Genomic DNA, 22,353 nt, shown 5'->3' with positions numbered 1-22,353 from the left:
CGAAATAAACAGAGCCTCCTATCGGGATCGAACCAATGACCTACTGATTACAAGTCAGTCGCTCTACCAGCTGAGCTAAGGAGGCTTAAATTGTTGCCATTACCTATTTACCGTTTCGGGCCTTTCGGATATTTGACTGCAATTAATATTGCGCTATTTTTTTCTATTTAAAGAACCACCCTTTCAATAAACACAGTGGCGGTTAAGGCCTCTCTGAAAGGGATTGCAAATCTACAAAAAAATAGAGCTGTACAAAATATTTTTGCAAAAAAAATCGGCAGGCTTTAAACCTGCCGATCTGCGCTACAAATCAGCGCTCATATATGCTTAAAAATCATCCTCTTCCGCAATAAGTGCTGCTTTTTTAGCAGCTTCGGCAGCTATAGATTTTTTTGTTTTATGCTTTTCTATCTGTTTGCGAAGGCTCTCAACCACCAGATCGGTAGCCTCTTCAAACGTTTTGCACTTTTCTTTTGCAAAAATCTGGTTTCCCGGCAGCAAAATTTTGATCTCGCTTATCTTGTTTGCCTCATCCTCTACATTCTCTAATTTTAAATATACTTCACCACTTATGATGTGATCAAAAAAGGTTTCCAGCTTATCTACCTTCTTCTGAATAAAATCCAACAATTTCTGGTCTGCACTAAAGTGAATAGATTGCACGGTAATTTTCATTTTTCCTCCTTTTTATGCCTTTGGATGGGCTTGTTTATAAATAGATTTAAGTCGTTCTACTGAATTGTGCGTATAAATTTGCGTTGCGCTAAGGTTAGCATGGCCCAACAACTCCTTTATCGCGTTTAAATCGGCACCATTATTTAACAGGCTGGTTGCAAACGTATGCCTTAACACGTGGGGGCTGCGTTTATCCTGGGTTGATATATGCGACAAGTACTTTTGTACTATTAAATATATAAGCTTCGAATATGCGCTTGCTCCTTTATTTGTAACGAGTAACATTAAGGAATTGTTATTAAAATTTTCACCTTTTTTCGCCTCTGCATAACGCTTTAACAGTTGTATAAGTTCGTTATTTAGGGGTATTATCCTCTGTTTGTTGCGTTTACCTAAAACTTTAACAGTGCTTTCGTACCAATTTATATCTTCATCTTTTATGCCCGTAATTTCGGCCAGGCGCATGCCGGTGCCAAAAAGCATTTCAATAACCAGTTTATCGCGCAGGCCGGGAAAGTCGTTTGAAAAAATAGGATCGTCACCTGCTGCGTCCATCCGGCCATCTAACATGCCGGTAAGTTTATCGGCGTCAACAACGGTTGGCAGGTTCTTGGGTGATTTGGGCGCAGTAATGCGCGATGTTGGGTTGATTGTAACCTCTCCCTCCTGCAATAAAAATTTAAAGTATTTGCGCAGCGTGGCAATTTTGCGATTAACAGAACGGGCTAATAGTTTATTATCCATTAGGGCAACCATCCAATTGCGAATATCGTGATGGGTAATTTCTGATGGGTGGGTAACCTGTGGTATGGCGTTGGGCGGGTTCAAAAAAAGCACGAACTGTTCCAGGTCGCTTTTGTAAGCTAATACAGTATGGGGCGAGTACCTCTTCTCAAAACTGATGTACTGTATGAACTTATCTGAAAACATAAAAACTATTTGGACACCCAATAAATTGAATGTACAAATAGTTTTTTTATAGTGACAAGAAAATCTGTAAATTCTTTTCGAAGAAGAATTAAACAGTAGTTTCTAAATTCATGTTTTGCTTGTAGATAGCATGTTTAATTTCATGCCTGCGGGTAATTGATTTTTTCTCGAAAGCCTGGCGACTGCGCAGTTCTCTTAAAACACCCGTTTTTTCAAATTTCTTTTTAAAGCGTTTTAATGCTTTGTCTAATGATTCGCCGTCTTTTACGTTAATAATGATCATAATTCCAAATACCTCCTTTCAGGGAGGTCAAAGGTAGGAAATTACTTTTAATTCTGAAATACAATATTTTATATTTTTTTACGCCGATTTAACCCTTATTGTTTAAGCGATTGCGGCGCTCTCTTATCTGCCGGTAAAGCCATAAATTTTTTATAGCTATCGTTGATATAAGCCACCATAGATTCGCTGTTATTACTTCGAAGGAATGCATAGTTTGGCCTAAACATAGTCATGAAGTTCTCCAGATCGTTACCCCGTAAAGGCACCAGGCTGGTTACGTACGCCGGGCTAAAGGCTGCATCAATATTACGCTCTTCGGCTTCGCGCTGAAAATAGTGCTTTAACCTGCGGGCCTTTTTACCTTCGTCGCTAAACCAGGTTGATGGCGAAAAAGCGTACACCTTGCTTTTCTCGTAAACTTCGGGATATTCTTCCCTTGGGTTAAATGCGGTACGGGTAGCTGTAATGTTTACTCCCCTTAATGATATCATTGATGTGGTAAGCTCTATCTTTTTAGGCAACATATCAACCAGGTACAAGGTATCTGATATATATCCCGGCGAATTAAATATAAGCGTTTGCCCCGCCGCGGCCCGGATGCCAAAGTTCCCGTTCTTATCTGTAATGCTTACCTGTTTATTGGTGATGTCCTTTATAAAAACATCCGGCAGGCGGTTATTGGTGCCATGCTCGTATACAGTGCCTTTAAATATGGTTTGGGCGTTAGCAAATGTTGCTGCGGTAATTAATAAAATGGCAAGGGACAATAGTTTTTTCATGGCGGATGGGTTAGCTAACAGTTAAACCTGCTTTGCCGGGCAAAGGTTTCGATTATAATACTTCGAATCAACAAAAAACCCGGCCTAAACCGGGTTTTTTGTTATTATTACTTTTTCCAAACATTATTGTCCGAATTATAGTCCGGCAATACTTTGTCAGGATCATAGGTAACAGATTGTATTTCTTCTGTAGACGGGTATCTAACAATAAATGTACTGTTGCGTTCCCAAATTTCAACAGGCAGTTTAATACGGTCAACTTTACCACTAACGGTCTTAATTTCCAGCGTAGCCGGCATAACCAGTTTATCAAGGTTATCTAAAGTGATCAATGCCCCTTTTGACGCATCACCACTTACATATTTAACATCGCGAACGCCAACATCCAGGCGCCAGTTGTTTACATACCAGCCTCTCCAGAACCATTGCAGGGTTTCGCCGCTTGCGTTCTCCATCGTACGGAAGAAATCATCAGGCGTGGGGTGTTTAAATGCCCAGCGTGCTACATAGGTACGGAAAGCGAAGTCGAAACGCTCAGGGCCTAAGATCTGCTCGCGCAGCAAGGTTAAACCTGTGCTCGGTTTAAAGTATAACATCCAGCCGGTATTTTCTTCCCTTAAGTTTTCAGGGTAGCTCATTACCGGCTCCATTTGCGAACTGGTTAAGTAAGCACCAACTTTTTGCATGTCCTGTTTTTTACCGGCGTACTCGCCTTTGTTAAAATCGGCAGTGCTTAAAGTGTTGATGAAAGTATTAAAGCCTTCGTCCATCCAGCCATATAAACGTTCGTTAGAACCAACGATCATCGGGAACCAGGTATGGCCAAATTCGTGATCATTAACGCCCCAAAGTGAACCCTTTTTAGCTTTCCAGCTACAGAAAACAATACCCGGGTACTCCATGCCACCAACTACACCGGCAACAGCCGTAGCAGCAGGATAAGGGTATTCGAACCATTTTTGCGAGTTATACTCAATAGATTTTTTTACATACTCAGTAGAGCGGCCCCATGCATCTTTACCATCGCTTTCAACCGGGTAGGCAGATATTGCTGTCGATTTTTTACCGCTTGGCAAGTCCATTTTGGCAGCATCAATAATAAAGGCTGCTGATGAACCCCATGATGCATCACGGGCATTCTTGATCTTGAATTTCCACGTTAATTGTTTTTTACCCGCCGGGCGAGATGCCGCATCGGTAACTTCACTTGCAGAACGAATAACCACCGTTTCCTCGCTTTTCTCGGCTAATGCCCAACGCTTCAATTGCTCAGGTGTGTAAACATCCTGCGGGTTTTGTAATTCACCTGATGCAACTACAATATGATTTGCAGGAGCAGTAATGCTCAGGTCGAAATCGCCATACTCCAAATAAAACTCGGCAGGGCCTGTGTAAGGCAAGGTGTTCCAGCCCATGATATCGTCATAAACATACATACGCGGGTACCATTGTGCTACAGTGTAGATCTTACCATTTTTTGTGTTTTGGATCCCGGTACGGTCAGAACCATACTCAGGCACTACAAATGAATACTCAATATTCAGTTTTATCTGGCCGCCGTTTGGGTTAACGCCAGTAGGTAAAAACACCTGCATACGGGTATCGTTTATTAAAAACTTAACCGGTGTATCGCCTATCTTAACAGATTTGATATTGTAACCTGCGTTAGCCAGGTTACCACGGCCACCGTTACGACTTCCGCTTGGCGGGATAATAGCTGTACCGCGAGAATCTTGTTTGAATAAGTTTTGATCTAACTGCATCCACAAGAAATCCAGTTTCTGTGGGCTGTTATTGGTATAGGTTAATACTTCGGCACCTGTAACCTCATTGTTTTGATCGTTAAGGGTGGCCGATAGCTGGTAGTCGGCACGATTTTGCCAGTATTTTGCACCGGGCTGGCCATCTGCCGCACGGAACTCGTTACCATTTTTGGTGTAAAAGAACGGCGCAAAAGCTTCGTGGTAGTTATAGTTACTCACCGGGGCTTGCTGTGCCTGGCTAATGCCCGTAACAGACATAAAAGCCAGCGTAAACCCGGCAATTAGTTTCAATTTCATAATTTTTTAATGATTTGGTAAAAACAAGGACAAGTATAGTAATAATTGAATTAGCTACTATGACATTTGTTAACTGTAATAATTAAATTACGCTAATTGTTAAGCAATTAGCAAAAGCTACTACGCTAACAATTCTTTTTGATACACAGCTTCATCAAAACCAAAAAAAAGGAAATCGCCATTCTCTATCACCGGGCGTTTGATCATGCTGGTTTTTTTTTGTAGTAAAGCCAAAGCATCATCTTTGGTTTTGATGCCCTCTTTAACAGCCGGGTCAAGCTGTTTGTAGGTAAGGCCCTGCTTGTTCATAAACTTTTCGTAGCCGGCCTTGCTATCCCACTCATTCAGTTTTTCGGCGCTAACACCAAGTTTTTTAAAATCGTGAAACTCGTAAGTTACATTATTGGCCTTAAGCCAGTCGAGTGCTTTTTTTACCGTATTGCAATTGGTGATGCCGTAAACTTTCATAGGATATAAATTGTTAAAGTGATTTTAAAATAAACACCAGCCCAACAACTATACTCAGAATTGCGGAAATCCAAAATTAAATAAATTGTGGTAATAGCTGTCCATTCCAATTGGTTTTTTCAGAAGCCGGTCTTCTATTTCTAACGTCCAAATACATTAGCAACCCAACTATTACAAAAGCAATACCTATTAATAACAACTTAGTATTCACAACTTATTTATTGAATTTAGTCATGGTCAACTCAGTGCCAATAGTAGCAAAGCTCTTTATCATTTCTATCGAGCGGTCTATCAGGGCAGGTAACTCAGGTTTTTCATCGTCATCAAATCCGCTTAACACATAATCAACCTGGCGGCCTTTAGGGTAATTATCGCTCACACCAAAACGCAGCCGCGCATATTCGTTATTGCCCAAGGTAGCTTCGATGTGTTTTAAACCATTATGCCCGGCAGCACTGCCTTTAGGTTTTAAACGCAGCGTGCCTAATGGCAGGGCAATATCATCAACAATAACCAGTACATTCTCAATCGGGATCTTCAGCTCCTTCATCCAATGGTTTAGGGCCTTGCCACTAAGATTCATATAGGTGGTTGGTTTGATAAGCGACAAGGTGCGGCCTTTATAAGATACTTCTGTATATGCAGCCAGGCGCATAGTGTAAAATTTTGATTTCTCCTGCGTGGCCATTTCATTAAGCACCATAAAGCCGATATTATGCCTTGTATCCGCATACTCAGGCCCAATATTTCCCAGTCCTACTATCAAATACTTCATATTTCATCTGCCCTTAATAAGGGAAACTTTTACAACCGCAATTATACAAAAATAGCGATGGGTTTAACTCTGTTGCTTTTATAGTTTACTCTCTTAATTTTTAACCCTGTAATTCTTTTAACGATATAATTAAACAAAAACAGCGATAGGATAACCTATCGCTGTAATCGGTGTAATTATACAATAATCGGTGTTATCACCACAAATTATTTTTTACCTGCTTCTTGTTCAGCCTGGCGTAAAGCACGTGAAGTGGTTACAGATACAATTGTATCTTCCTGTGCATTAGTGATAGTAAGGTTAGGCAAGTTAATCTCGTTAACTTTTACTGATTTACCAACCTCAAGGTCTTCGATGCTCACTTCGATGTTATCTAAGTGATCTTTTGGCAATGCTTTAACACGCAGTTTCCTTAGTTTTTGAACTAATTTACCACCCACTTTAACGCCCGGAGAAGTACCTGTTAATTTTACAGGGATCTCGATAGTTACCGGCTTGTTTTGATCTAACAATAAAAAGTCGATGTGGATAAGTTGTTCAGTTAAAGGATGGAACTGCATATCTTTAATAATCGCTTGTGATTTAACACCAGCAACTTCAATGTCGATGAAATGAACAACCGGAGTGTAAACTACGGCTCTCAAATCAGCTGCGGACACTGCAAAGTGGGTTTGTGTTGCACCACCGTAAAGTACTGCTGGCACTAAGCCTTGGTAACGCAGTCCTTTAGCGTCTCTTTTCCCTACGTTCTCTCTTGGAGAACCGCTAATAGCAAATGATTTCATTATTATTTATTATTCAAAGCCATACCAACATGGTATGGATATTTTTAGTCTACTTTAAAAAGCTGGCTTATCGAGCCATGCTCGTTTACATTGCTTATTGCTTTTGCAAACAAGTCGGCAGTTGTAAGTACCCTTATTTTAGGGCTGCTGTGCTTCAACGGTATGGTATCGGTCACTATCAATTCCGTTAATGCAGAGTTTTCGATAGTTTCGTAAGCCTTACCGGATAACACCGGGTGTGTACATACCGCGCGAACGCTGCGTGCACCACGCTCCATAATTAAGCCGGCTGCTTTTGCAAGCGTACCTGCCGTATCGCAAATGTCATCAATCAGTACAATGTCCTGATTGGTAACATCTCCAATAATGGTCATGCTTTCAATTTCATTTGCACGCTTGCGGCGTTTATCGCAAATAACAACTTCGGCATTAAAAAACTTTGCAAAGCTACGGGCCCTGTAAGAGCCGCCCATATCCGGCGATGCAATGGTTATATTACCTAAACCAAGGCTTTTTATATAAGGTACAAATATGATAGATGCATCTAAGTGATCTACCGGTACATCAAAAAATGCCTGGATCTGTGCAGCGTGCAGGTCCATCGTCATAATACGGTTGATACCTGCGGCTACTAATAAATTTGCCACCAGTTTTGAGCCTATGGCAACACGAGGCTTATCTTTCCTGTCCTGGCGGGCCAAACCGAAGTAAGGTATAACTGCAATAATGTAGTGGGCAGATGCACGGCGTGCGGCATCAATCATCATTAGCAGTTCCATCAGGTTATCGGTAGGCTGGTGTGTGCTTTGTATTAAAAACACATCGCAACCACGGATGCTTTCGTTAAAATGCGGTTGAAATTCGCCATCGCTAAAACGCGACAAAACCACATCGCCAAGCGCTTGCCCGTATGATGTAGCAATGTGTTCTGACAGATCCTTAGAACCTGATCCTGCAAATAGCTTAACTGTATTAAACTGTAAAGGCATTTTCTTTTGGATTTACGATTTATGATCTCGGCGTTAACACCTCAACCGGCAGTCCCCAGTACATCAACCCCGTATAAAAAACAATCGGATTTCGATTTTTATCTTGGAAATAAATCCGAAATGAAAAATCCGAAATCCGAAATTTCTATGTTGCCCGACCAGGATTCGAACCTAGACAAACGGTACCAAAAACCGTTGTACTACCATTATACTATCAGGCAATCTCCTTTGGTTTGTAATCCATCCCGAAAAGGAATGCAAATATAGGATGATTTTTCAAAACTCAAAAGCAAAATTTAAAAAAGTATTTGAAATTGTTTTTACAGCCAAATCATCCGTTAAAAAGTGTTAAGGTTTACCTCTTTTAACCGAAACATCATAATGTTTTTCTTATTTTCGGCTACTTAAACCTGATTTAGCTTGTAATAAACAGCATGAACTACAATAAGATCAACAATATTTTTGGCTGGGCTGCCGGCATTATTGCATCAATAACCTACATTTTAACGCTTGAACCCTCTACCAGCTTTTGGGATTGCGGCGAATTTATAGCTTGTATTTACCGCCTACAGGTGGCCCACCAACCCGGTGCGCCCCTATTTACCATGATAGGTAAAGTATTTTCGCTCCTATCCATGGGCAATAACATGAAGGTGGCCTACTTCACCAACATGGCATCGGCCCTGGCCAGTGGTGCAACTATCCTGTTCTTATTTTGGACGATAACCGCATTGGCAAAAAAATTAGTTGTTAAAGCCGGCGAAGAGATCACCCAAACAAACATCATCCAAATTATTGGTGCAGGCTTGGTGGGTGCATTGGCTTATACCTGGTCTGATACCTTCTGGTTCTCGGCTGTGGAGAGCGAGGTTTACGCGCAGTCGTCGCTTTGTACCGCAATTGTTTTTTGGGCGATATTGAAATGGGAAAACCACGCCGATGAAGACCGTGCTGATAAATGGATTATTTTCATCGCCTATGTAATGGGCTTATCAATAGGCATCCACTTGCTAAACTTGCTGGTTATACCGGCAATTGCGTTGGTTATTTACTTCCGCAGGGCAAAAAACGTAACCGCTTCAGGCACTATCTGGTCGTTTGTTTTAGGTGTAATAACCGTTGCACTAATATTATGGGGCGTTATACAATTCACGGTTAAAGGCGCTGCCTTCTCCGATTTACTATTTGTAAACACCTTAGGCATGGGCTTCGGCAGCGGTGCCATCGTGTTCTTTATATTAGTGATCGGCACTTTAGCATCAGGTATCTATTATACCATAAAACCATCAACAACTTATTTAGGGATAGCCGTATTTTGCTTTGTTGCACTGCTTACCATTAGCGCGGGCATCATAGGCTTTATTGGCGCAGCAGCCATTTTAGCGTTATTAGAATATGTTTTAAAAGTGCGCGAAAAGCGTGTTGCACTTAATCGTGTATTGATATGTGCTGCTTTCATCTTGTTTGGTTACAGCTCTTTCGTGATGATCGTGATCCGCGCGAAAGCGGGTACCAACCTTAATAACAGCGACCCTCAAGACCCATTTGCTGTAAACAGCTATTTAAACCGCGACCAGTATGGCGATACGCCTTTATTATATGGCGAATACTTCGATTCGCAAGTTACCGACCAGACAGAGGGCGCTAAAATATACCGCCGCGGCGAAAAGGAATACGAGATCGCCGGTAAAAAACTAAACACCATTTACGATAGGAATACCCTTTTTCCACGTATGTTTAGCCAAAAACCCGGCCATGCCGAGTTTTACAAAATGTGGTCGCAATTAGGGCCCGAGGAGCACCCTACCATGGCTACCAATATCGGTTTCTTTACCAGCTGGCAGGTTACACAGATGTACACCCGCTATTTCCTTTGGAACTTTGTAGGTCGCGCTAACGAAATGGACGGGCAAACTGCCCAAGGTGCCGATGGCAGCTGGTTAAGCGGATTTGGTAATAAAGACCTCCCAAGCACGGTTACGCTAAGTAAATCATACAATAGGTTATATTTCTTGCCACTAATTATAGGTTTATTGGGGATGGTTTATCATTTCCAACGCAACCAGCGCGATGCGGGTGTGGTGGTGATACTTTTCTTCTTCACAGGCTTAGCTATTGTGCTTTACCTTAATCAGGACCCTCTACAGCCACGTGAGCGTGATTATGCGTATGCAGGTTCGTTCTATGCCTTTGCGATTTGGATTGGACTGGGCGTATTATTTATCGCTGATTTACTGAGCAAAAAGATCAATCCTAAAACCAGCGCCCTAATTGCCACAGTTGTATGTTTGCTTGCTGCACCAGCACTTATGGCTAACCAGGAATGGGATGACCACGACCGCTCTACCAAGCTTACCCCACACGATATCGCTTACGATTATTTAAACTCGTGTGCGCCAAATGCTATCCTGTTCACATACGCCGATAACGATACTTACCCGCTTTGGTATATCCAGGAGGTTGAAAACGTTCGCCCGGATGTGCGTATTGTGAACTTAAGCTTACTGGGTACGGATTGGTATATCCGCCAGATGAAGGGCAAAATGAATAATTCGGCGCCACTCCCTATCAGCATGCCTAATGATAAGTTTAAAGCAGGCATCCGCGATGTGATTTATTACAACGACGCTAAAATTGCAGGCAATGTAGAGTTGAAGGAAGTATTCGACTTTATAACATCAGACAGTAAAGACAATATGGTGCAGTACCAAAACGGCGAAAGCGCTAATTATCTGCCAAGCAAAAACTTTAAATTAACGGTTAATGCTGATGATGTTGTTAAATACGGCACCGTGCCTGCCGATAAAAAAGACCAGATAGTACCTGAAATGGACTGGACCTACCCGGGTAAATATGTAACTAAAGATAACCTGGCTATGATGGATATCCTGGCACATAACAACTGGAAACGCCCGGTTTACTTTGCATCAACCGTACCAAGTGATAATATGCTTGGGCTTGATAAATACCTGTATAGCGAAGGTTTAACCTACAGGTTGATGCCTTACAAGCCGGATACAACCGCTGCCGCGCAGGAAAATAGCAATACGTTGAAAATGTATGACAACATGATCAACAAGTATAAATACGGCAACTTTAAAAATGCCCGTTACTTGGATCATGAATCGCTAAATCTGTTTTATCCGCTAATAACCCGTTTGTATGCTACCCTTGCCGATAACCTTTTAAAAGAAGGCCACCAGGATCTGGCTAAAAACGCGTTGAAGAAATATGAAGATGTAATGCCTGCTGTAATCATCTCATCTGAATTGGCAGTGCGTAAGTATTACATGGCAGAAAGCCTGTTCCGTATGGGTGATGCTACTTTAGGCCTTAAGCTTGCTAACCAAATTGATGCTTACATAGTAGACCAACTAAATTACAGCTATATCCTTTATCAAAAAAGTGATCGCAGCTTAAACACCCGCGATGTGCAGCTGTCCTTGTCGTTACTAAACGGCATGGTTAACCTAACCAAAACCTATAAACAAGATGCGCTAAGTGCTAAAATAAGCGCCCAGTTGAAAGACTACGGCACCAAGTTTGGCGGTATGAAAACACAACAATAGAATTTAGATTTTTAGAAACAAGAAAAGCGGCTCATCGCCGCTTTTCTTGTTTACTACCCACTCGTAATATTGACTGGCAAGTGTTCACGTTCACTATGTGAACACCATGAATACTTCATAACACTCTCATTATCAATAATAAAAGCTTTAACGTATTTCCATTTTCGATGAACACAGAACAAAAAAAGCGGCCTTTTAGCCGCTTTCCCATTATATTTTTCCTAAAAGATTAATCTTCTTCTACAACACCCATGTTGCAAAATTTGTTGATCCGTTCGGTAACTAATTCGTCAACGTTGCGTTCTGTTAGGGTTTTAAGGTCTTTGATCAGTTGTTTCTTTAGCGTTGCAGCCATAGCAACCGGATCCTGGTGCGCGCCGCCAAGTGGTTCTTTGATTACACCGTCTATCAACTTGTTCTTCAGCATCTCTGTCGAGGTCAGCTTCAGCATTTCGGCAGCGCGTTCTTTTTGCTCCCATGTTTTGAACAGGATGGTAGAACAATTCTCGGGCGAAATCACTGAGTACCACGAGTTATCCAGCATCATTACTTTATCACCGATACCTATACCCAATGCACCACCTGATGCACCTTCGCCAATTACCACGCAAATGATAGGCACCTTTAACACGGACATTTCCAGCAGGTTACGGGCAATAGCTTCGCCCTGCCCGCGCTCTTCAGCCTCAAGGCCGGGGAACGCTCCGGGGGTATCTATAAGGGTAACTACGGGCTTGCCAAACTTCTCGGCTATTTTCATCAGCCTTAAAGCTTTGCGGTAACCTTCGGGGTTGGCCATACCAAAATTACGGAACTGGCGCTCCTTGGTATTACGGCCTTTTTGGTGACCAATAAACATCACTGTTTGACCATTTAACGTCCCAAAACCGCCTATGATCGCTTTATCATCACCTACTGTACGGTCGCCATGCATCTCGATGAAATCATCGCACATCAGCTCAAGATATTGCAGGGTATAAGGGCGCTCGGGGTGGCGGGATATCTGTACTTTTTGCCAGCCGGTAAGGTTGGCATAAATCTCTTTCTTGGTGGTTTCCATCTTGGCTTCTAATTCCGCAACGGTGGCCGACATGTCGAGCTTGTTTTTTTCTTCAACCTGCTTAACTTTTTCTATCTGCCCCTGCAATTCTGCCAGTGGTTTTTCAAAATCAAATGTAATCTTCATACAATTTTATTGGCCGCTAAATTAAATAAATCCATCGGCATATTGTTTTAATTATGATTATTTCAATTTGCTAAGCTTTGCTATCTGCCCCGGCGACAGTAAATAATAGGTATTAAGCGCCGCGTTTAAAATAGCATTCCGCAACTCTCCCTGGTATAAACCATAGCGGTTAGTGTAATAGATAAGGTCGCTTTCGTTGATCTTTTTAGCGCGGAACAAGGCATCCAGTTTGGTTTCGTTAGTTACAATAAAGTTGCCCATTTCTATTTTCTTACGCTTTAGCTCCGTGTTTATCTTAGTTAAAGATGCAACCTGCGCCGCACTAAGATCCATCTCCTTTTTAAACTTTAAAGCTTTTTCTGATGACGGATAATTGTTTTGGTTGGCCACCTTGTCCATCTCGTACAGGTCGTTCCCTTTTATTAACGCGTTGTATTGTATATCGCTCAAGGTCTTAACAGGCGATGGTTTGAGTGTGCTGTCCTGAGTTTGGGCTTTGGCCGACAGATTTAAGACAATTATGAAAGCAACGGCAGATAATAGTTTAAGCATACAGATCAGTTTGATATAAAGCGCAATTTTTAAGCCAATATTGCCAACACGTCATTGCGCGGAGCGATAGCGACAAAGCAATCTCGCAATGACGCGTTTTTGTAAATTCCTTACTCCACCTTCATCACCTTCGTCCTTTTACTTATCCCATTCTCGTTAAATGCCTCTATCTGGAAATAATACGGCAGGCCTTTTTCCATGCCGTTAAAGTAGTACTCGTTTACGTTATACACCATAATATTGTTGTACAGTTTATCCGGTTCGGTGCCCATATAAATGGTGTAACCTACCGCGCCGTCGGTTTGGCGCCAGCGGAGCCAGGAGTTGCGGCGCTCGGCATCGCCACGTAAAACAATAAGGTTTTTAACCGTATCCGGCACGGCACCTTCCCCTTTTCCAAATACCCTAAAGCCAGATAAAGCAAACTTACCTGTTGGCATATGCAGGTTAGTGATCTTTAAATAACGGGCTTTAACCGCGGTTTTCAGTTCGATATAATCATGCGGCACGTCAGTTTTGTTCCTGCTTTTATCTACCAATGTTTTCCAGGTTTTACCATCGATGGATGACCTGATCACATACTGGTGATATACGCCCAATGATTTCCCCATAAAGGTTGCATCCTGATCGGCGTAGTTTAACTGGATAGCTTTGATGGTACTTACATCGCCCAGGTCTGTTTTTAGCCATTCCCCTTTGTTGCCTGTTTTAGCGCTCCAGTAAGTTTTAATATCTTCATCAACCGCAAGGTTTGGCACATAAGCGCCAAGGGTTGACGATACCTGCACCGGCTTATTATAGTTCAGCAGCATCCAGCCAGTAAAATTACTTTTTAGGTGATCTTCCTTACCTGCCGATAAATAATGCGGGTAATCGCCATAAGCGGTGTTGGCATACAGCACGCCATCCTTATCAAAGCCGGCCGGCCAAAAACCTATGCGGCGTTCAAAGTTGTTCTTCACATCTATCACCATGGTGCTGATGTGCCAATAGTTACCAAACTTATCTGCCCAGGTTGCGCCATGCCCCGCTCCTTTTGCAAAGCCGCCTGGTTTGTAACTAAAGGGGTTATGCTTTTGATAGGTAAACGTACCAAGTGGTTTATCGCCAACGTAAACGCCGTCGCCATAACCACGGCCTTCGGTGCCGGGTGCAGCATATTGCAGGTAATATTTGCCGTTATGTTTGTTCATCCAGCCGCCTTCCATAAACCCGGTCAGGAAAACGTTATCATTATTCTCGCCGAAACGTTCCCAGCCATGCTCTTTCCAGTCCAGTTTTATCATTTCCTTTTTGGGGCCGATGGGTTCAAATGTTTTGCGGTCTATCTCCTGCCCGTACATAGGCAGGGTGTTGCTGCTGCCATGGTAGATGTAAACGCGGCCATCATCATCGGCAAACAATCCCGGGTCCCAGGCGCCAACTTTAAAATAATCTTTGGCGGCTTTCCAGGTATCGTGGGTTGGGTCGGTGCTCATCCACAACGTAAAATCTTTATTATAAGTAGAGCCGATCACCAGCAGCGTATCGCCCAAAACCAATGTGCCGGGCGCGCAAAGCTCATCCCCTTTTACCTCATTATAGGGCCTCACAAACTTGCGCGATACAAACTTCCAGTTCAGCATATCGCTGCTCCACCAGTAACCGAACTGATTGGTGCTAAACAGGTAATAATTACCTTTAAATAACGCCATGGTTGGGTCGGCAGTGGCGCGGTGCTTACCCCAGGCAGCAAAATTCTCGAAGGGCGTATAGCCATAATCTAAATTAAGCGGGTTACAATAAGTAAGGCGTTTGGTTTGTGCCGATGAATTTATAATGCAGGCAAATATCAGTGCTGTTAACAGGATGCGGAACTTCATAATTGGCAGCTTATTTGGTTAGCACATCAAATATCTGTTTTTATGATGATAAAAGAAGTGACAATATTTAGTCACCATGCTTCAACAAATTAAACTTCATGCCGAACTTGTTTCGGCATCTCATCAGAATGGTAGCCGCCTTGAGACTTCGCATCTGAGATGCCGAAACAAGTTCGGCATGACGGATGGCTTCAACAAAAAACGGCCACCCTTTCGGGTAGCCGTCCTCATTATAAGACCAGCCGGAACATTACATCCCGAAAGCTTTTTTAAGCTGATCAACAGCATACATTTCTGCTTCTTTAGCTTGTGGCACAACAGCACCCATCCCAAAAAACTCGTGGGTTACGCCATTCCAGTTTTTACTGTCTACAGTTACACCGGCAGCTTTTAGTTTCTCAACCAAAGTCATGCCTTCGCTTTGCAACGGGTCTATCTCGTCGGTAATTACAGTAGTTGGCGGCAGGCCTTTAAGGTTTGCGGCAATTAGGTTGATGCGTGGGTCTTTACCCTCTGCCATATTGTTCAGGTAATTTTTCACAAACCACATCATCATTGGTTTATCCAATGGTTTCGCGGCAGCATTTTTTACGTATGATGCAGTAGTCATGTCAACACCTGCAACCGGGTATACAGCTACTATCGCTGTAGGCACCATAATTTTGCTATCTCGGGCTTTAATAGCGGTATTGATAGCCAGGTTACCACCGGCACTTTCGCCAACTACGGCTATCTTTTTAGCATCGCCTTTCATGCTTGCGGCGTTTGCCAAAACCCATTTATAGGCCGCAAAAGCATCGTTATGCGCGGTAGGGAATTTATGCTCGGGGGCTAAACGGTAAGCTACCGATACTACAATAGCATCTGTTTTATCGGCCAGTACATTGGCAGATGCACCGTAAACATCCAAATCAGCTATTACAAAACCGCCACCATGGTAATATACAATTACCGGGTATGATGCTTTGCCTGTTTTAGGCATATAAATACGTGCGTGGATGCTGCCACCTTCAACCGGAATCTCTTTACCCATGGTATCTACATTAAATACCGGTTTTGGGATGTTGTTTTCTTTCATCAGGTCCATAATCGCGTCTGTTGGGGTGTGGTTTTTACGGGCTTCTACCGCGGTTAACTCAGGGATGGGTTTATCGCCATAGCTTACCAGTTTTTCGATAACGGCCTGCATTTCGGGTTTAATATCTGGCGCCCAGGCAGGTGCCGCGCCTTTTGGTTTTAAGGCCATTGACTTAGCGGTATCGGCAGGTGCCAGGTTAGAATCTTTAGCGGTGCTATTCCCGGCGGTTTTTGACCCGCTGCCGGTACACGCTGCGGCACCCATCATACAGAATAGCGCTACATAGGTAATTGATTTGATTTTCATTTTTGGTAGATGTTTATTGAAGTTTTACATTCCATTAGTTACAACAACTGTGCTACAATTGGCCAATATTTACTTATTAATTATAATAATAGCAATTGGTTGTAAGTATTTTAATTTCATAGAAATATTGGTTCGGCGCCGATTTTGACCGATCTCATTCTTGGCTTCTTTTTTGTGCGCTACTGTCAGGATATTGAAATATTAACGGGGTCGACGATAAATCTGTTCCTTACGACCATTTTCCCCGTACCTTCATAAAACATTTATACCACATACTATGAAATACAGAACTTTAGGCAATACCGATGTACAGCTATCTGCCGTTGGCTTAGGCTGCATGGGCATGAGCCACGCCTACGGCGAACCTGATGACGCCGAATCTATTGCCACTTTAAACAAAGCCATTGAACTTGGCATTAACTTTTGGGACACTGCCGATGTTTACGGCAGCGGCCAAAACGAAAAACTGATCTCGCAGGTATTAAAACCTAACCGCGATAAGATCTTTATCGCTACAAAATTTGGTTTTACTGCTGATGGCACCGGGAAGCTTTCGGGCTTTGACGGTTCGCCGGCCTATATTAAAAAAGCGGTTGAAGCAAGTTTACAACGCCTGCAGATCGACGTGATCGACCTGTATTACGCACACCGTGTAGACCCCGATATCCCTATTGAAGAAACCGTTGGCGCAATGGCCGAGTTGGTGAAAGAAGGTAAAGTAAAATACCTTGGCCTATCAGAAGCATCTGCAAACAGCATCCGCCGGGCACATGCCGTACACCCTATCAGCGCGCTGCAAAGCGAGTATTCGTTATTAACCCGTGATGTAGAAGCAGAGATATTACCGGTGACTAAAGAACTGGGTATCTCGTTCATTCCGTTTAGCCCGCTTGCGCGTGGTTTAATGACCAACAAGCTCGACTTAACCGAACTGAAAGAAGGCGATTTCCGCAAAACGCTGCCCCGCTACCAGGAAGGGCATGCTGATAATAACAACCAACTTGCTGATGGTTTTGCAGCCATAGCGGGAGGCATTAACGCAACACCTGCACAACTGGCCATTGCCTGGGTATTGAACCAGGGCGATAACATCATTCCTATCCCCGGCACCAAAAAACGTAAATATTTGCAGGAGAACGCAGGTAGTGTTGACGTGGAATTAAGCGCTAATACTTTAAATGATATTGATGCCCTGCTTAAGAAATACCCAAACACGGGCGACCGCTATAACGCAGGAAACCTGAAATTTGTAGACAAAAATTGATAAACTGACATTGTGCCGAAGATTAGCTAAATACCTATTTAGTATCTTCGGCTTTTTCAAACAATGCACTATGTACAAAAACTTTAGCCGGTTGGCGATGATTGCCATCATTTCATTAGCCTTCGCATCATGCGACACATCAGCCAAAAAAGATAAAGCCCCTATAACTGATACCATTGCCAAAGCACCGGTTGCCCCTGCGGCCCCTACCGCTATTGATACTGGGAAATTAGTTGGTGCATGGCATGATGAAAGTATTAAAACAGACAAAGGCGAAAGTATTGCTTACGAGGTAGTAAGCAGCGGCCACAAAGTGTACATACAGGCTATTACCTTTGTAGGGACTGACCTAAAATTGAACGATACCCCGCCTATCACCGCATCAGCATCCGAAATAAGAAAAGAAGGCGAAGGTTATGTAAGTGTTGAACGCCCCAATGAAAGTTATAAAGTTGATAAGAAAGGCAACCTGCTTATATATGACAAGGGTATATTGGTTGCAACCTGTAAAAAGATATTGTAAAAATAAAGGCCCCGGTGATCGCGGCCTTTATTTTGTTTATTTATGATTCTTATTCCACCCTATCTTCATCTTACCGCCTTCTTCGTGCGCGCGTACATGGAGTACAATTCCCTGGAAGCGCTTTTTGGCAAGTTCTTCCTTATCGGTTATGGTGCTGTCTTTGCCCGGGTTTCTCAGTGGCACATCCAGTGCAATATCGGTGCCTTTAGTCAATCCGTAAACGCCTTCCACATCAGCATTTAATACACTACTGCTTATTTGCAGCGGTTTTATGGTGATCATATTCCCTTTTACCAAAAAGTGACCATCCAATTTTGGGATGCTGATATTTTTAAGGTTCCGGAATGGGAACGCGAACTTACCCACACTTACAAGCGGTTTAAAGTCTATCAACGCGGCATTACGCAGGCTCAAGTCTAAATTACCATTGATGGAATTTGGCACGAGGTTACCCGCATCGGTAATGCCTCCGGTTATACTGGTTTTGGCAGACAAAAAGCCTTTTAGATTCTCGGCGGTAAAATCCTTTAACCCAAAGTTATTGAACGCGTCGAAAAACTCGCGCATGTTTACATTGCTTACCACCGTGTTTACGGCAAAGTTATTAAGCGATTTTCCCTGCATCATTTTACCATTCATCTTTAAAAAACCACCGGCATGTTTAACCCCAATATTTTGGATGATGACGCCGTTATCTGTAGTCAGCAAGTCGGCTGTAGCATCCGTAGCCAGGAATTTTTTGTAGTAAACCTTGGCAACCTTCATATGCATTTCTGCCTTGCCTTTTTCAAGCACGTTACTCAGCTGGTCTACAATGTTACCACTGTTTGCCCTGCTTTTAGTTGCAGGTGCCTGCGTACGCTGGGCTAAAAAACCCAAAAATTCGCCAAGGTATAATTGCGGACTGCGGATCTGCCAGGTCAACAAGATCTTCTCGGGCGAGTTATAGTACAGGTTCAGGAAATTCCTTATCCTCCCTTCCATCGTAACAATACTGCGGCCGCTTTGCAGGCGGATATTATTTAGTATCAGGTCATCCCCAACAAATTTGAGCGATATGGAAGAATTAGTTAGTTTAAGGTTACGCGGTATATAGTGGATATTCGTATTACGCAGCACTATCGACCCTTTTATGATCGGCTTGTTTATTTTATAATTTACCACATCGGCTGTATAGTAAAGCTTCATATCCGCCTCGCCATTGGCAAATTTAGCCACGTTATCTTCTAACAGATAGTTCAGATCTGCCGCAGGGAAATTCGACCGGAAGTTACCAGTGGCGATAGGTTTTATAAGATTGATGATGCTGCCCGTATCAATATTAAACGGCAAATGTTTGTAGGTACCCTTCATACCAATAAGTTTGATGGCCGAATTATCATCGCCATAACCCTTATCCTTTACATAGTTATTGGTAAAGATCCCGTTGAAACTGCAATTATCCAGTTCGCCACCGGGTACGGTTATCTTACTATCCTTAACTTTAGCGGTAACATATAATTTAGGCCCGCCATCGCCGCCACCAAAACTGCCTGCAATGTTACAGGTAACATCCATAGGTTTACTAATATCAAAGCGGTTTAAAACCATGGTGATGTTGGGTGCAAGTAAACCGGATGCCCGTCGCCATAAGATCTGGTCGGCAACAATGTTGATGGCAAAGTTTGCAGATGGTTTATCTTTAGTAGCAAAAACAGCGTTAATTTTAAAAGGGGTTTCGCCAATATTAAGCGGTAGCACCGATACATTTACCTTTCCGCTCTTTTCGTTATAGCCTGCTACAAAGTCGCCCTCCAGCTTTTGATTTTTAATAAAACTGCCTCGGCGGCTATCAAAGGCCATACTTTTTGCCAGCACATCCAGGTGGAAATCTGCACGCCAACCGCTATCCGGGTATTGCATTTTGCCGCGCAGGTCATTCACCCCAAAATTAAAAAGCTTGTTGGCCTTGCGGTCGTCAACGGTAAACGTTACGTTGTTAAGCGTAAACCTTTTTAACTGGGTAGACGAACTACTTTCCGACGGGTTATCCTTTACCTGTTTATGGTCTTTTTTGAAAACCGCAGTGTTGCTGTAGCCTGTGCTATCGGTAAATAAGTCGATAGCGGCGTTGCGGATATCGATATAGTTGATATCAATTGTCCCCTTGAAAAGGGCCACGGTGTTGATAGATACATTAAAATCTTTGGCGTTAAGAAGTGTATGCTTGTGCCTGTCATACTGTTTATCGCGGATCACTACGTTCTGCAGTGTAAGTGATACCTCTGGGAAACCACGGAAAAAATTTGGCTTTATATCGCCGATAACCAGGGTGCCGTCCACGCTTTTATCGAGCTGTTCGTTCACCATCTTAAGCACTTTGGCTTTATTGAAGGTTATGTATAAGGTAGTGCCAACCAGTATCAGCACTACCAGCAACACCAGGCCGGCAAATATTTTCAGGGAAAGCTTTAACCACTTAGGCATATCAACAGTTTTTTAGGTAAATAGTTAAATACATTATTTTGTTTTATTTGTGATAAATTGTTAGTAGCGGATGATAATAAACCAGGACGGGGTAATTAAAATAGCCGACGAGCCTTATAAGGTTTGGCAAACTCTTTAAGTAAAGCCCCATCAGCTTCCTTATCATCCATTCTTCTGGAGTTTAGAACAAGATAAAACCCAACAGGAAAAATAAATAGGCATAACATGAAACTTGTGAACCCGCCAATTACGCGATGTGCCCCAATCTTGGCAAAAATAAATGCGATAATTATTCCCATGTGCAATAAGTGAGTTAAATTTAAAACAATAGTCTGTATTTCCAAAACGGGCCATTTATCAGCTACACGATAATTCCCTATATTAGCCCCATACAACCATGGCTAATACCGTACCCCAATTACGCACCGTTAACGTTACCCGCTATGTTACACCATTGCGAGAGGGAGGCTCGTTGCCGGCCATTGCCGAAGCTGACGATGGCTTCTTGTATGTCCTCAAATTTCGCGGTGCCGGGCAGGGGCCAAAAGCGCTTATTGCCGACCTGATCGGCGCCGAGATCGCCCGTAAACTGGGCTTTAAAGTACCCGAGCTGGTATTCGCCAACCTCGATGAAGCATTTGGCCGTACCGAACCTGACGAAGAGATTCAGGACCTGCTCAAATTTAGCGTAGGCCTTAACCTGGCATTGCATTACCTTTCGGGAAGTATCACTTTCGACCCTACCGTTACTTTTGTAACTACAGAAATGGCTTCCAAAATAGTTTGGATGGATGCCCTGCTGATGAATGTAGACCGCACCGCCCGTAACACCAATATGCTGATATTTAACCGCGAACTTTGGCTGATAGACCATGGTGCGGCCCTGTATTTTCACCACAGTATGGAGAACTGGGAAGAGCAGGCCAAACGCCCGTTCATTCAAATTAAAGACCACGTATTGCTGCGCAAAGCAAGCGAACTGAATGCTATTGACGAACAATTTAAAGCATTATTGACGCCGGAATTTATACAATCTGTTGTTGACCTGATACCCGATACCTGGCTTACCGACCGCTCTTTTGGAACAGAAGATGAGCAGCGACAGATCTACACCAAATTCCTGAATACCCGATTAGCTAACTCAAATATTTTTGTAACCGAAGCACAAAATGCAAGACAGACACTTATTTGAGTATGCCGTTATCCGCGTGGTGCCAAGGGTAGAACGCGAGGAATTCCTAAACGTTGGGGTCATCCTGCTATGCAGCAAACAGAAATATCTGAAAATGATGTACCATGTAGACCGCGAACGCCTGCAAGCTTTATCTTATGACCTGGATATTGAAGCACTGGAAGAAAACCTGCTATCGTTTCAGCGCATTGCTGAAGGAGGTAAAGATTCTGGCCCAATTGGTGAATTGGATGCAGCATCACGTTTCCGCTGGTTAACCGCCACCCGCAGCACAGTGGTACAAACCTCCAAAGTGCACCCCGGCTTTTGTTTGGATGGTGATGATTCACTTACGCGATTATATGAACAATTGGTGAAGTAATTATTTTTAACCACAAAGAGCACTGAGATTTTCGGGGATTTGAACACAAAGCACACAAATATTAAATAGTCTAAAAATTCATTGGTATGCTTTAACAGGTCTCTGTGGCCTTTGTGATTTTCTCTTAGTGACCTCTGTGGTTAATTAAGAAACCATTTACGCCATCGTTTTCACAGATTTAAATATAGGAGTATGTAAAATGTACACTATATATTTATAAATTAGCTGTTTATTAACCAATATAACCACT

The 22,353-nt window shown here is 42.8% G+C and carries 20 protein-coding genes and 2 tRNA genes; 5 read left to right on the top strand and 17 right to left on the bottom strand.

Annotated elements, in window-relative coordinates:
- Positions 1–12 precede the first annotated feature (12 nt).
- From RHM67_RS05840 to RHM67_RS05790, 11 genes are all read right to left on the bottom strand, one after another.
- Positions 13–85, bottom strand: a tRNA-Thr gene (locus RHM67_RS05840).
- Between the two features lie 242 nt (positions 86–327).
- Positions 328–675 (bottom strand): ribosome hibernation-promoting factor, HPF/YfiA family, encoded by a 348-nt coding sequence (gene hpf / locus RHM67_RS05835; protein ID WP_322231171.1) that lies wholly within the window; start codon positions 673–675, stop codon positions 328–330.
- A 12-nt stretch (positions 676–687) separates the two neighbouring features.
- Positions 688–1,605, bottom strand: a complete 918-nt coding sequence (locus tag RHM67_RS05830) for a tyrosine-type recombinase/integrase (RefSeq protein WP_322231170.1) — start codon at positions 1,603–1,605, stop codon at positions 688–690.
- Between the two features lie 88 nt (positions 1,606–1,693).
- Entirely contained in the window at positions 1,694–1,888 is a 195-nt protein-coding gene (gene rpsU, locus RHM67_RS05825) for a 30S ribosomal protein S21 (protein WP_067059690.1), read from the bottom strand.
- A gap of 95 nt (positions 1,889–1,983) precedes the next feature.
- Positions 1,984–2,667 (bottom strand): hypothetical protein, encoded by a 684-nt coding sequence (locus tag RHM67_RS05820; RefSeq protein ID WP_322231169.1) that lies wholly within the window; start codon positions 2,665–2,667, stop codon positions 1,984–1,986.
- Between the two features lie 107 nt (positions 2,668–2,774).
- The gene (locus RHM67_RS05815; protein ID WP_322231168.1) at positions 2,775–4,727 is read right to left on the bottom strand and encodes a M1 family metallopeptidase; all 1,953 of its coding nucleotides are present in this window, start codon (positions 4,725–4,727) and stop codon (positions 2,775–2,777) included.
- Positions 4,728–4,847: 120 nt separating this feature from the next.
- Positions 4,848–5,195 carry a Spx/MgsR family RNA polymerase-binding regulatory protein gene (locus tag RHM67_RS05810; protein ID WP_322231167.1) on the bottom strand — a complete coding sequence of 116 codons (348 nt, stop codon included), beginning with the start codon at positions 5,193–5,195 and terminating at the stop codon, positions 4,848–4,850.
- A gap of 214 nt (positions 5,196–5,409) precedes the next feature.
- Positions 5,410–5,970, bottom strand: coding sequence for an aminoacyl-tRNA hydrolase (gene pth / locus RHM67_RS05805; RefSeq protein WP_322231166.1), 561 nt, complete (start codon positions 5,968–5,970; stop codon positions 5,410–5,412).
- 206 nt (positions 5,971–6,176) lie between these two features.
- Positions 6,177–6,755, bottom strand: a complete 579-nt coding sequence (locus RHM67_RS05800; protein WP_322231165.1) for a 50S ribosomal protein L25/general stress protein Ctc — start codon at positions 6,753–6,755, stop codon at positions 6,177–6,179.
- A gap of 44 nt (positions 6,756–6,799) precedes the next feature.
- Positions 6,800–7,744, bottom strand: coding sequence for a ribose-phosphate pyrophosphokinase (locus RHM67_RS05795; protein ID WP_322231164.1), 945 nt, complete (start codon positions 7,742–7,744; stop codon positions 6,800–6,802).
- Positions 7,745–7,894: 150 nt separating this feature from the next.
- Positions 7,895–7,965: transfer RNA gene (locus RHM67_RS05790), tRNA-Gln, on the bottom strand.
- Positions 7,966–8,178: 213 nt separating this feature from the next.
- Here RHM67_RS05790 and RHM67_RS05785 point away from each other — a divergent pair.
- The gene (locus RHM67_RS05785) at positions 8,179–11,313 is read left to right on the top strand and encodes a DUF2723 domain-containing protein (RefSeq protein WP_322231163.1); all 3,135 of its coding nucleotides are present in this window, start codon (positions 8,179–8,181) and stop codon (positions 11,311–11,313) included.
- A gap of 229 nt (positions 11,314–11,542) precedes the next feature.
- Here RHM67_RS05785 and RHM67_RS05780 read toward each other — a convergent pair whose 3' ends face one another.
- The 4 genes from RHM67_RS05780 to RHM67_RS05765 all read right to left on the bottom strand — a co-directional run bounded on the left by RHM67_RS05780 (position 11,543) and on the right by RHM67_RS05765 (position 16,297).
- A complete protein-coding gene (locus RHM67_RS05780) occupies positions 11,543–12,499 on the bottom strand; it encodes an acetyl-CoA carboxylase carboxyltransferase subunit alpha (RefSeq protein WP_322231162.1) in 957 nt (318 codons plus the stop codon).
- 57 nt (positions 12,500–12,556) lie between these two features.
- Positions 12,557–13,051 (bottom strand): hypothetical protein, encoded by a 495-nt coding sequence (locus RHM67_RS05775; RefSeq protein ID WP_322231161.1) that lies wholly within the window; start codon positions 13,049–13,051, stop codon positions 12,557–12,559.
- A 110-nt stretch (positions 13,052–13,161) separates the two neighbouring features.
- On the bottom strand, positions 13,162–14,913 hold the full coding sequence (locus tag RHM67_RS05770; RefSeq protein WP_322231160.1) for a family 43 glycosylhydrolase: 1,752 nt from the start codon (positions 14,911–14,913) through the stop codon (positions 13,162–13,164).
- A 250-nt stretch (positions 14,914–15,163) separates the two neighbouring features.
- Positions 15,164–16,297: an alpha/beta hydrolase gene (locus tag RHM67_RS05765; RefSeq protein ID WP_322231159.1), complete on the bottom strand. Its 1,134-nt coding sequence runs from the start codon at positions 16,295–16,297 to the stop codon at positions 15,164–15,166.
- 277 nt (positions 16,298–16,574) lie between these two features.
- Between RHM67_RS05765 and RHM67_RS05760 the strand changes: the two genes are divergently transcribed.
- Both RHM67_RS05760 and RHM67_RS05755 read left to right on the top strand, forming a co-directional pair.
- Entirely contained in the window at positions 16,575–17,561 is a 987-nt protein-coding gene (locus tag RHM67_RS05760; protein ID WP_322231158.1) for an aldo/keto reductase, read from the top strand.
- Between the two features lie 70 nt (positions 17,562–17,631).
- Entirely contained in the window at positions 17,632–18,084 is a 453-nt protein-coding gene (locus RHM67_RS05755; protein ID WP_322231157.1) for a hypothetical protein, read from the top strand.
- A 36-nt stretch (positions 18,085–18,120) separates the two neighbouring features.
- Here the strand turns inward: RHM67_RS05755 and RHM67_RS05750 are convergent, their stop codons facing one another.
- Together RHM67_RS05750 and RHM67_RS05745 are read right to left on the bottom strand one after the other, a co-directional pair.
- A complete protein-coding gene (locus RHM67_RS05750; protein ID WP_322231156.1) occupies positions 18,121–20,550 on the bottom strand; it encodes an AsmA family protein in 2,430 nt (809 codons plus the stop codon).
- Positions 20,551–20,645: 95 nt separating this feature from the next.
- Entirely contained in the window at positions 20,646–20,849 is a 204-nt protein-coding gene (locus RHM67_RS05745; RefSeq protein WP_322231155.1) for a hypothetical protein, read from the bottom strand.
- 98 nt (positions 20,850–20,947) lie between these two features.
- Here RHM67_RS05745 and RHM67_RS05740 point away from each other — a divergent pair, with 98 nt between their 5' ends.
- The gene (locus RHM67_RS05740; protein WP_322231154.1) at positions 20,948–21,742 is read left to right on the top strand and encodes a HipA family kinase; all 795 of its coding nucleotides are present in this window, start codon (positions 20,948–20,950) and stop codon (positions 21,740–21,742) included.
- Positions 21,720–22,103, top strand: coding sequence for a DUF3037 domain-containing protein (locus RHM67_RS05735; RefSeq protein WP_322231153.1), 384 nt, complete (start codon positions 21,720–21,722; stop codon positions 22,101–22,103). The genes RHM67_RS05740 and RHM67_RS05735 overlap by 23 nt, the downstream gene beginning before the upstream one ends.
- Positions 22,104–22,353 lie beyond the last annotated feature (250 nt).

It is taken from the genome of Mucilaginibacter sp. 5C4, from assembly GCF_034345625.1.
GTDB classification, from domain to species: Bacteria; Bacteroidota; Bacteroidia; order Sphingobacteriales; family Sphingobacteriaceae; genus Mucilaginibacter; species Mucilaginibacter aurantiaciroseus.
Note: the sequence above shows the minus strand (reverse complement) of the source record. Positions and strands in the feature narration are given on the sequence as shown.

Bases quoted from the DNA above. Each gene is read 5' to 3' on its own strand.
- RHM67_RS05735 (WP_322231153.1), top strand. From the start codon at position 21,720: ATGCAAGACAGACACTTATTTGAGTATGCCGTTATCCGCGTGGTGCCA.
- RHM67_RS05815 (WP_322231168.1), bottom strand. From the start codon at position 4,727: ATGAAATTGAAACTAATTGCCGGGTTTACGCTGGCTTTTATGTCTGTT.
- RHM67_RS05795 (WP_322231164.1), bottom strand. From the start codon at position 7,744: ATGCCTTTACAGTTTAATACAGTTAAGCTATTTGCAGGATCAGGTTCT.
- RHM67_RS05830 (WP_322231170.1), bottom strand. From the start codon at position 1,605: ATGTTTTCAGATAAGTTCATACAGTACATCAGTTTTGAGAAGAGGTAC.
- RHM67_RS05775 (WP_322231161.1), bottom strand. From the start codon at position 13,051: ATGCTTAAACTATTATCTGCCGTTGCTTTCATAATTGTCTTAAATCTG.
- RHM67_RS05770 (WP_322231160.1), bottom strand. From the start codon at position 14,913: ATGAAGTTCCGCATCCTGTTAACAGCACTGATATTTGCCTGCATTATA.
- pth (WP_322231166.1), bottom strand. From the start codon at position 5,970: ATGAAGTATTTGATAGTAGGACTGGGAAATATTGGGCCTGAGTATGCG.
- RHM67_RS05760 (WP_322231158.1), top strand. From the start codon at position 16,575: ATGAAATACAGAACTTTAGGCAATACCGATGTACAGCTATCTGCCGTT.
- RHM67_RS05780 (WP_322231162.1), bottom strand. From the start codon at position 12,499: ATGAAGATTACATTTGATTTTGAAAAACCACTGGCAGAATTGCAGGGG.
- RHM67_RS05810 (WP_322231167.1), bottom strand. From the start codon at position 5,195: ATGAAAGTTTACGGCATCACCAATTGCAATACGGTAAAAAAAGCACTC.
- RHM67_RS05800 (WP_322231165.1), bottom strand. From the start codon at position 6,755: ATGAAATCATTTGCTATTAGCGGTTCTCCAAGAGAGAACGTAGGGAAA.
- RHM67_RS05740 (WP_322231154.1), top strand. From the start codon at position 20,948: ATGGCTAATACCGTACCCCAATTACGCACCGTTAACGTTACCCGCTAT.
- RHM67_RS05745 (WP_322231155.1), bottom strand. From the start codon at position 20,849: ATGGGAATAATTATCGCATTTATTTTTGCCAAGATTGGGGCACATCGC.
- hpf (WP_322231171.1), bottom strand. From the start codon at position 675: ATGAAAATTACCGTGCAATCTATTCACTTTAGTGCAGACCAGAAATTG.
- RHM67_RS05765 (WP_322231159.1), bottom strand. From the start codon at position 16,297: ATGAAAATCAAATCAATTACCTATGTAGCGCTATTCTGTATGATGGGT.
- rpsU (WP_067059690.1), bottom strand. From the start codon at position 1,888: ATGATCATTATTAACGTAAAAGACGGCGAATCATTAGACAAAGCATTA.
- RHM67_RS05785 (WP_322231163.1), top strand. From the start codon at position 8,179: ATGAACTACAATAAGATCAACAATATTTTTGGCTGGGCTGCCGGCATT.
- RHM67_RS05750 (WP_322231156.1), bottom strand. From the start codon at position 20,550: ATGCCTAAGTGGTTAAAGCTTTCCCTGAAAATATTTGCCGGCCTGGTG.
- RHM67_RS05755 (WP_322231157.1), top strand. From the start codon at position 17,632: ATGTACAAAAACTTTAGCCGGTTGGCGATGATTGCCATCATTTCATTA.
- RHM67_RS05820 (WP_322231169.1), bottom strand. From the start codon at position 2,667: ATGAAAAAACTATTGTCCCTTGCCATTTTATTAATTACCGCAGCAACA.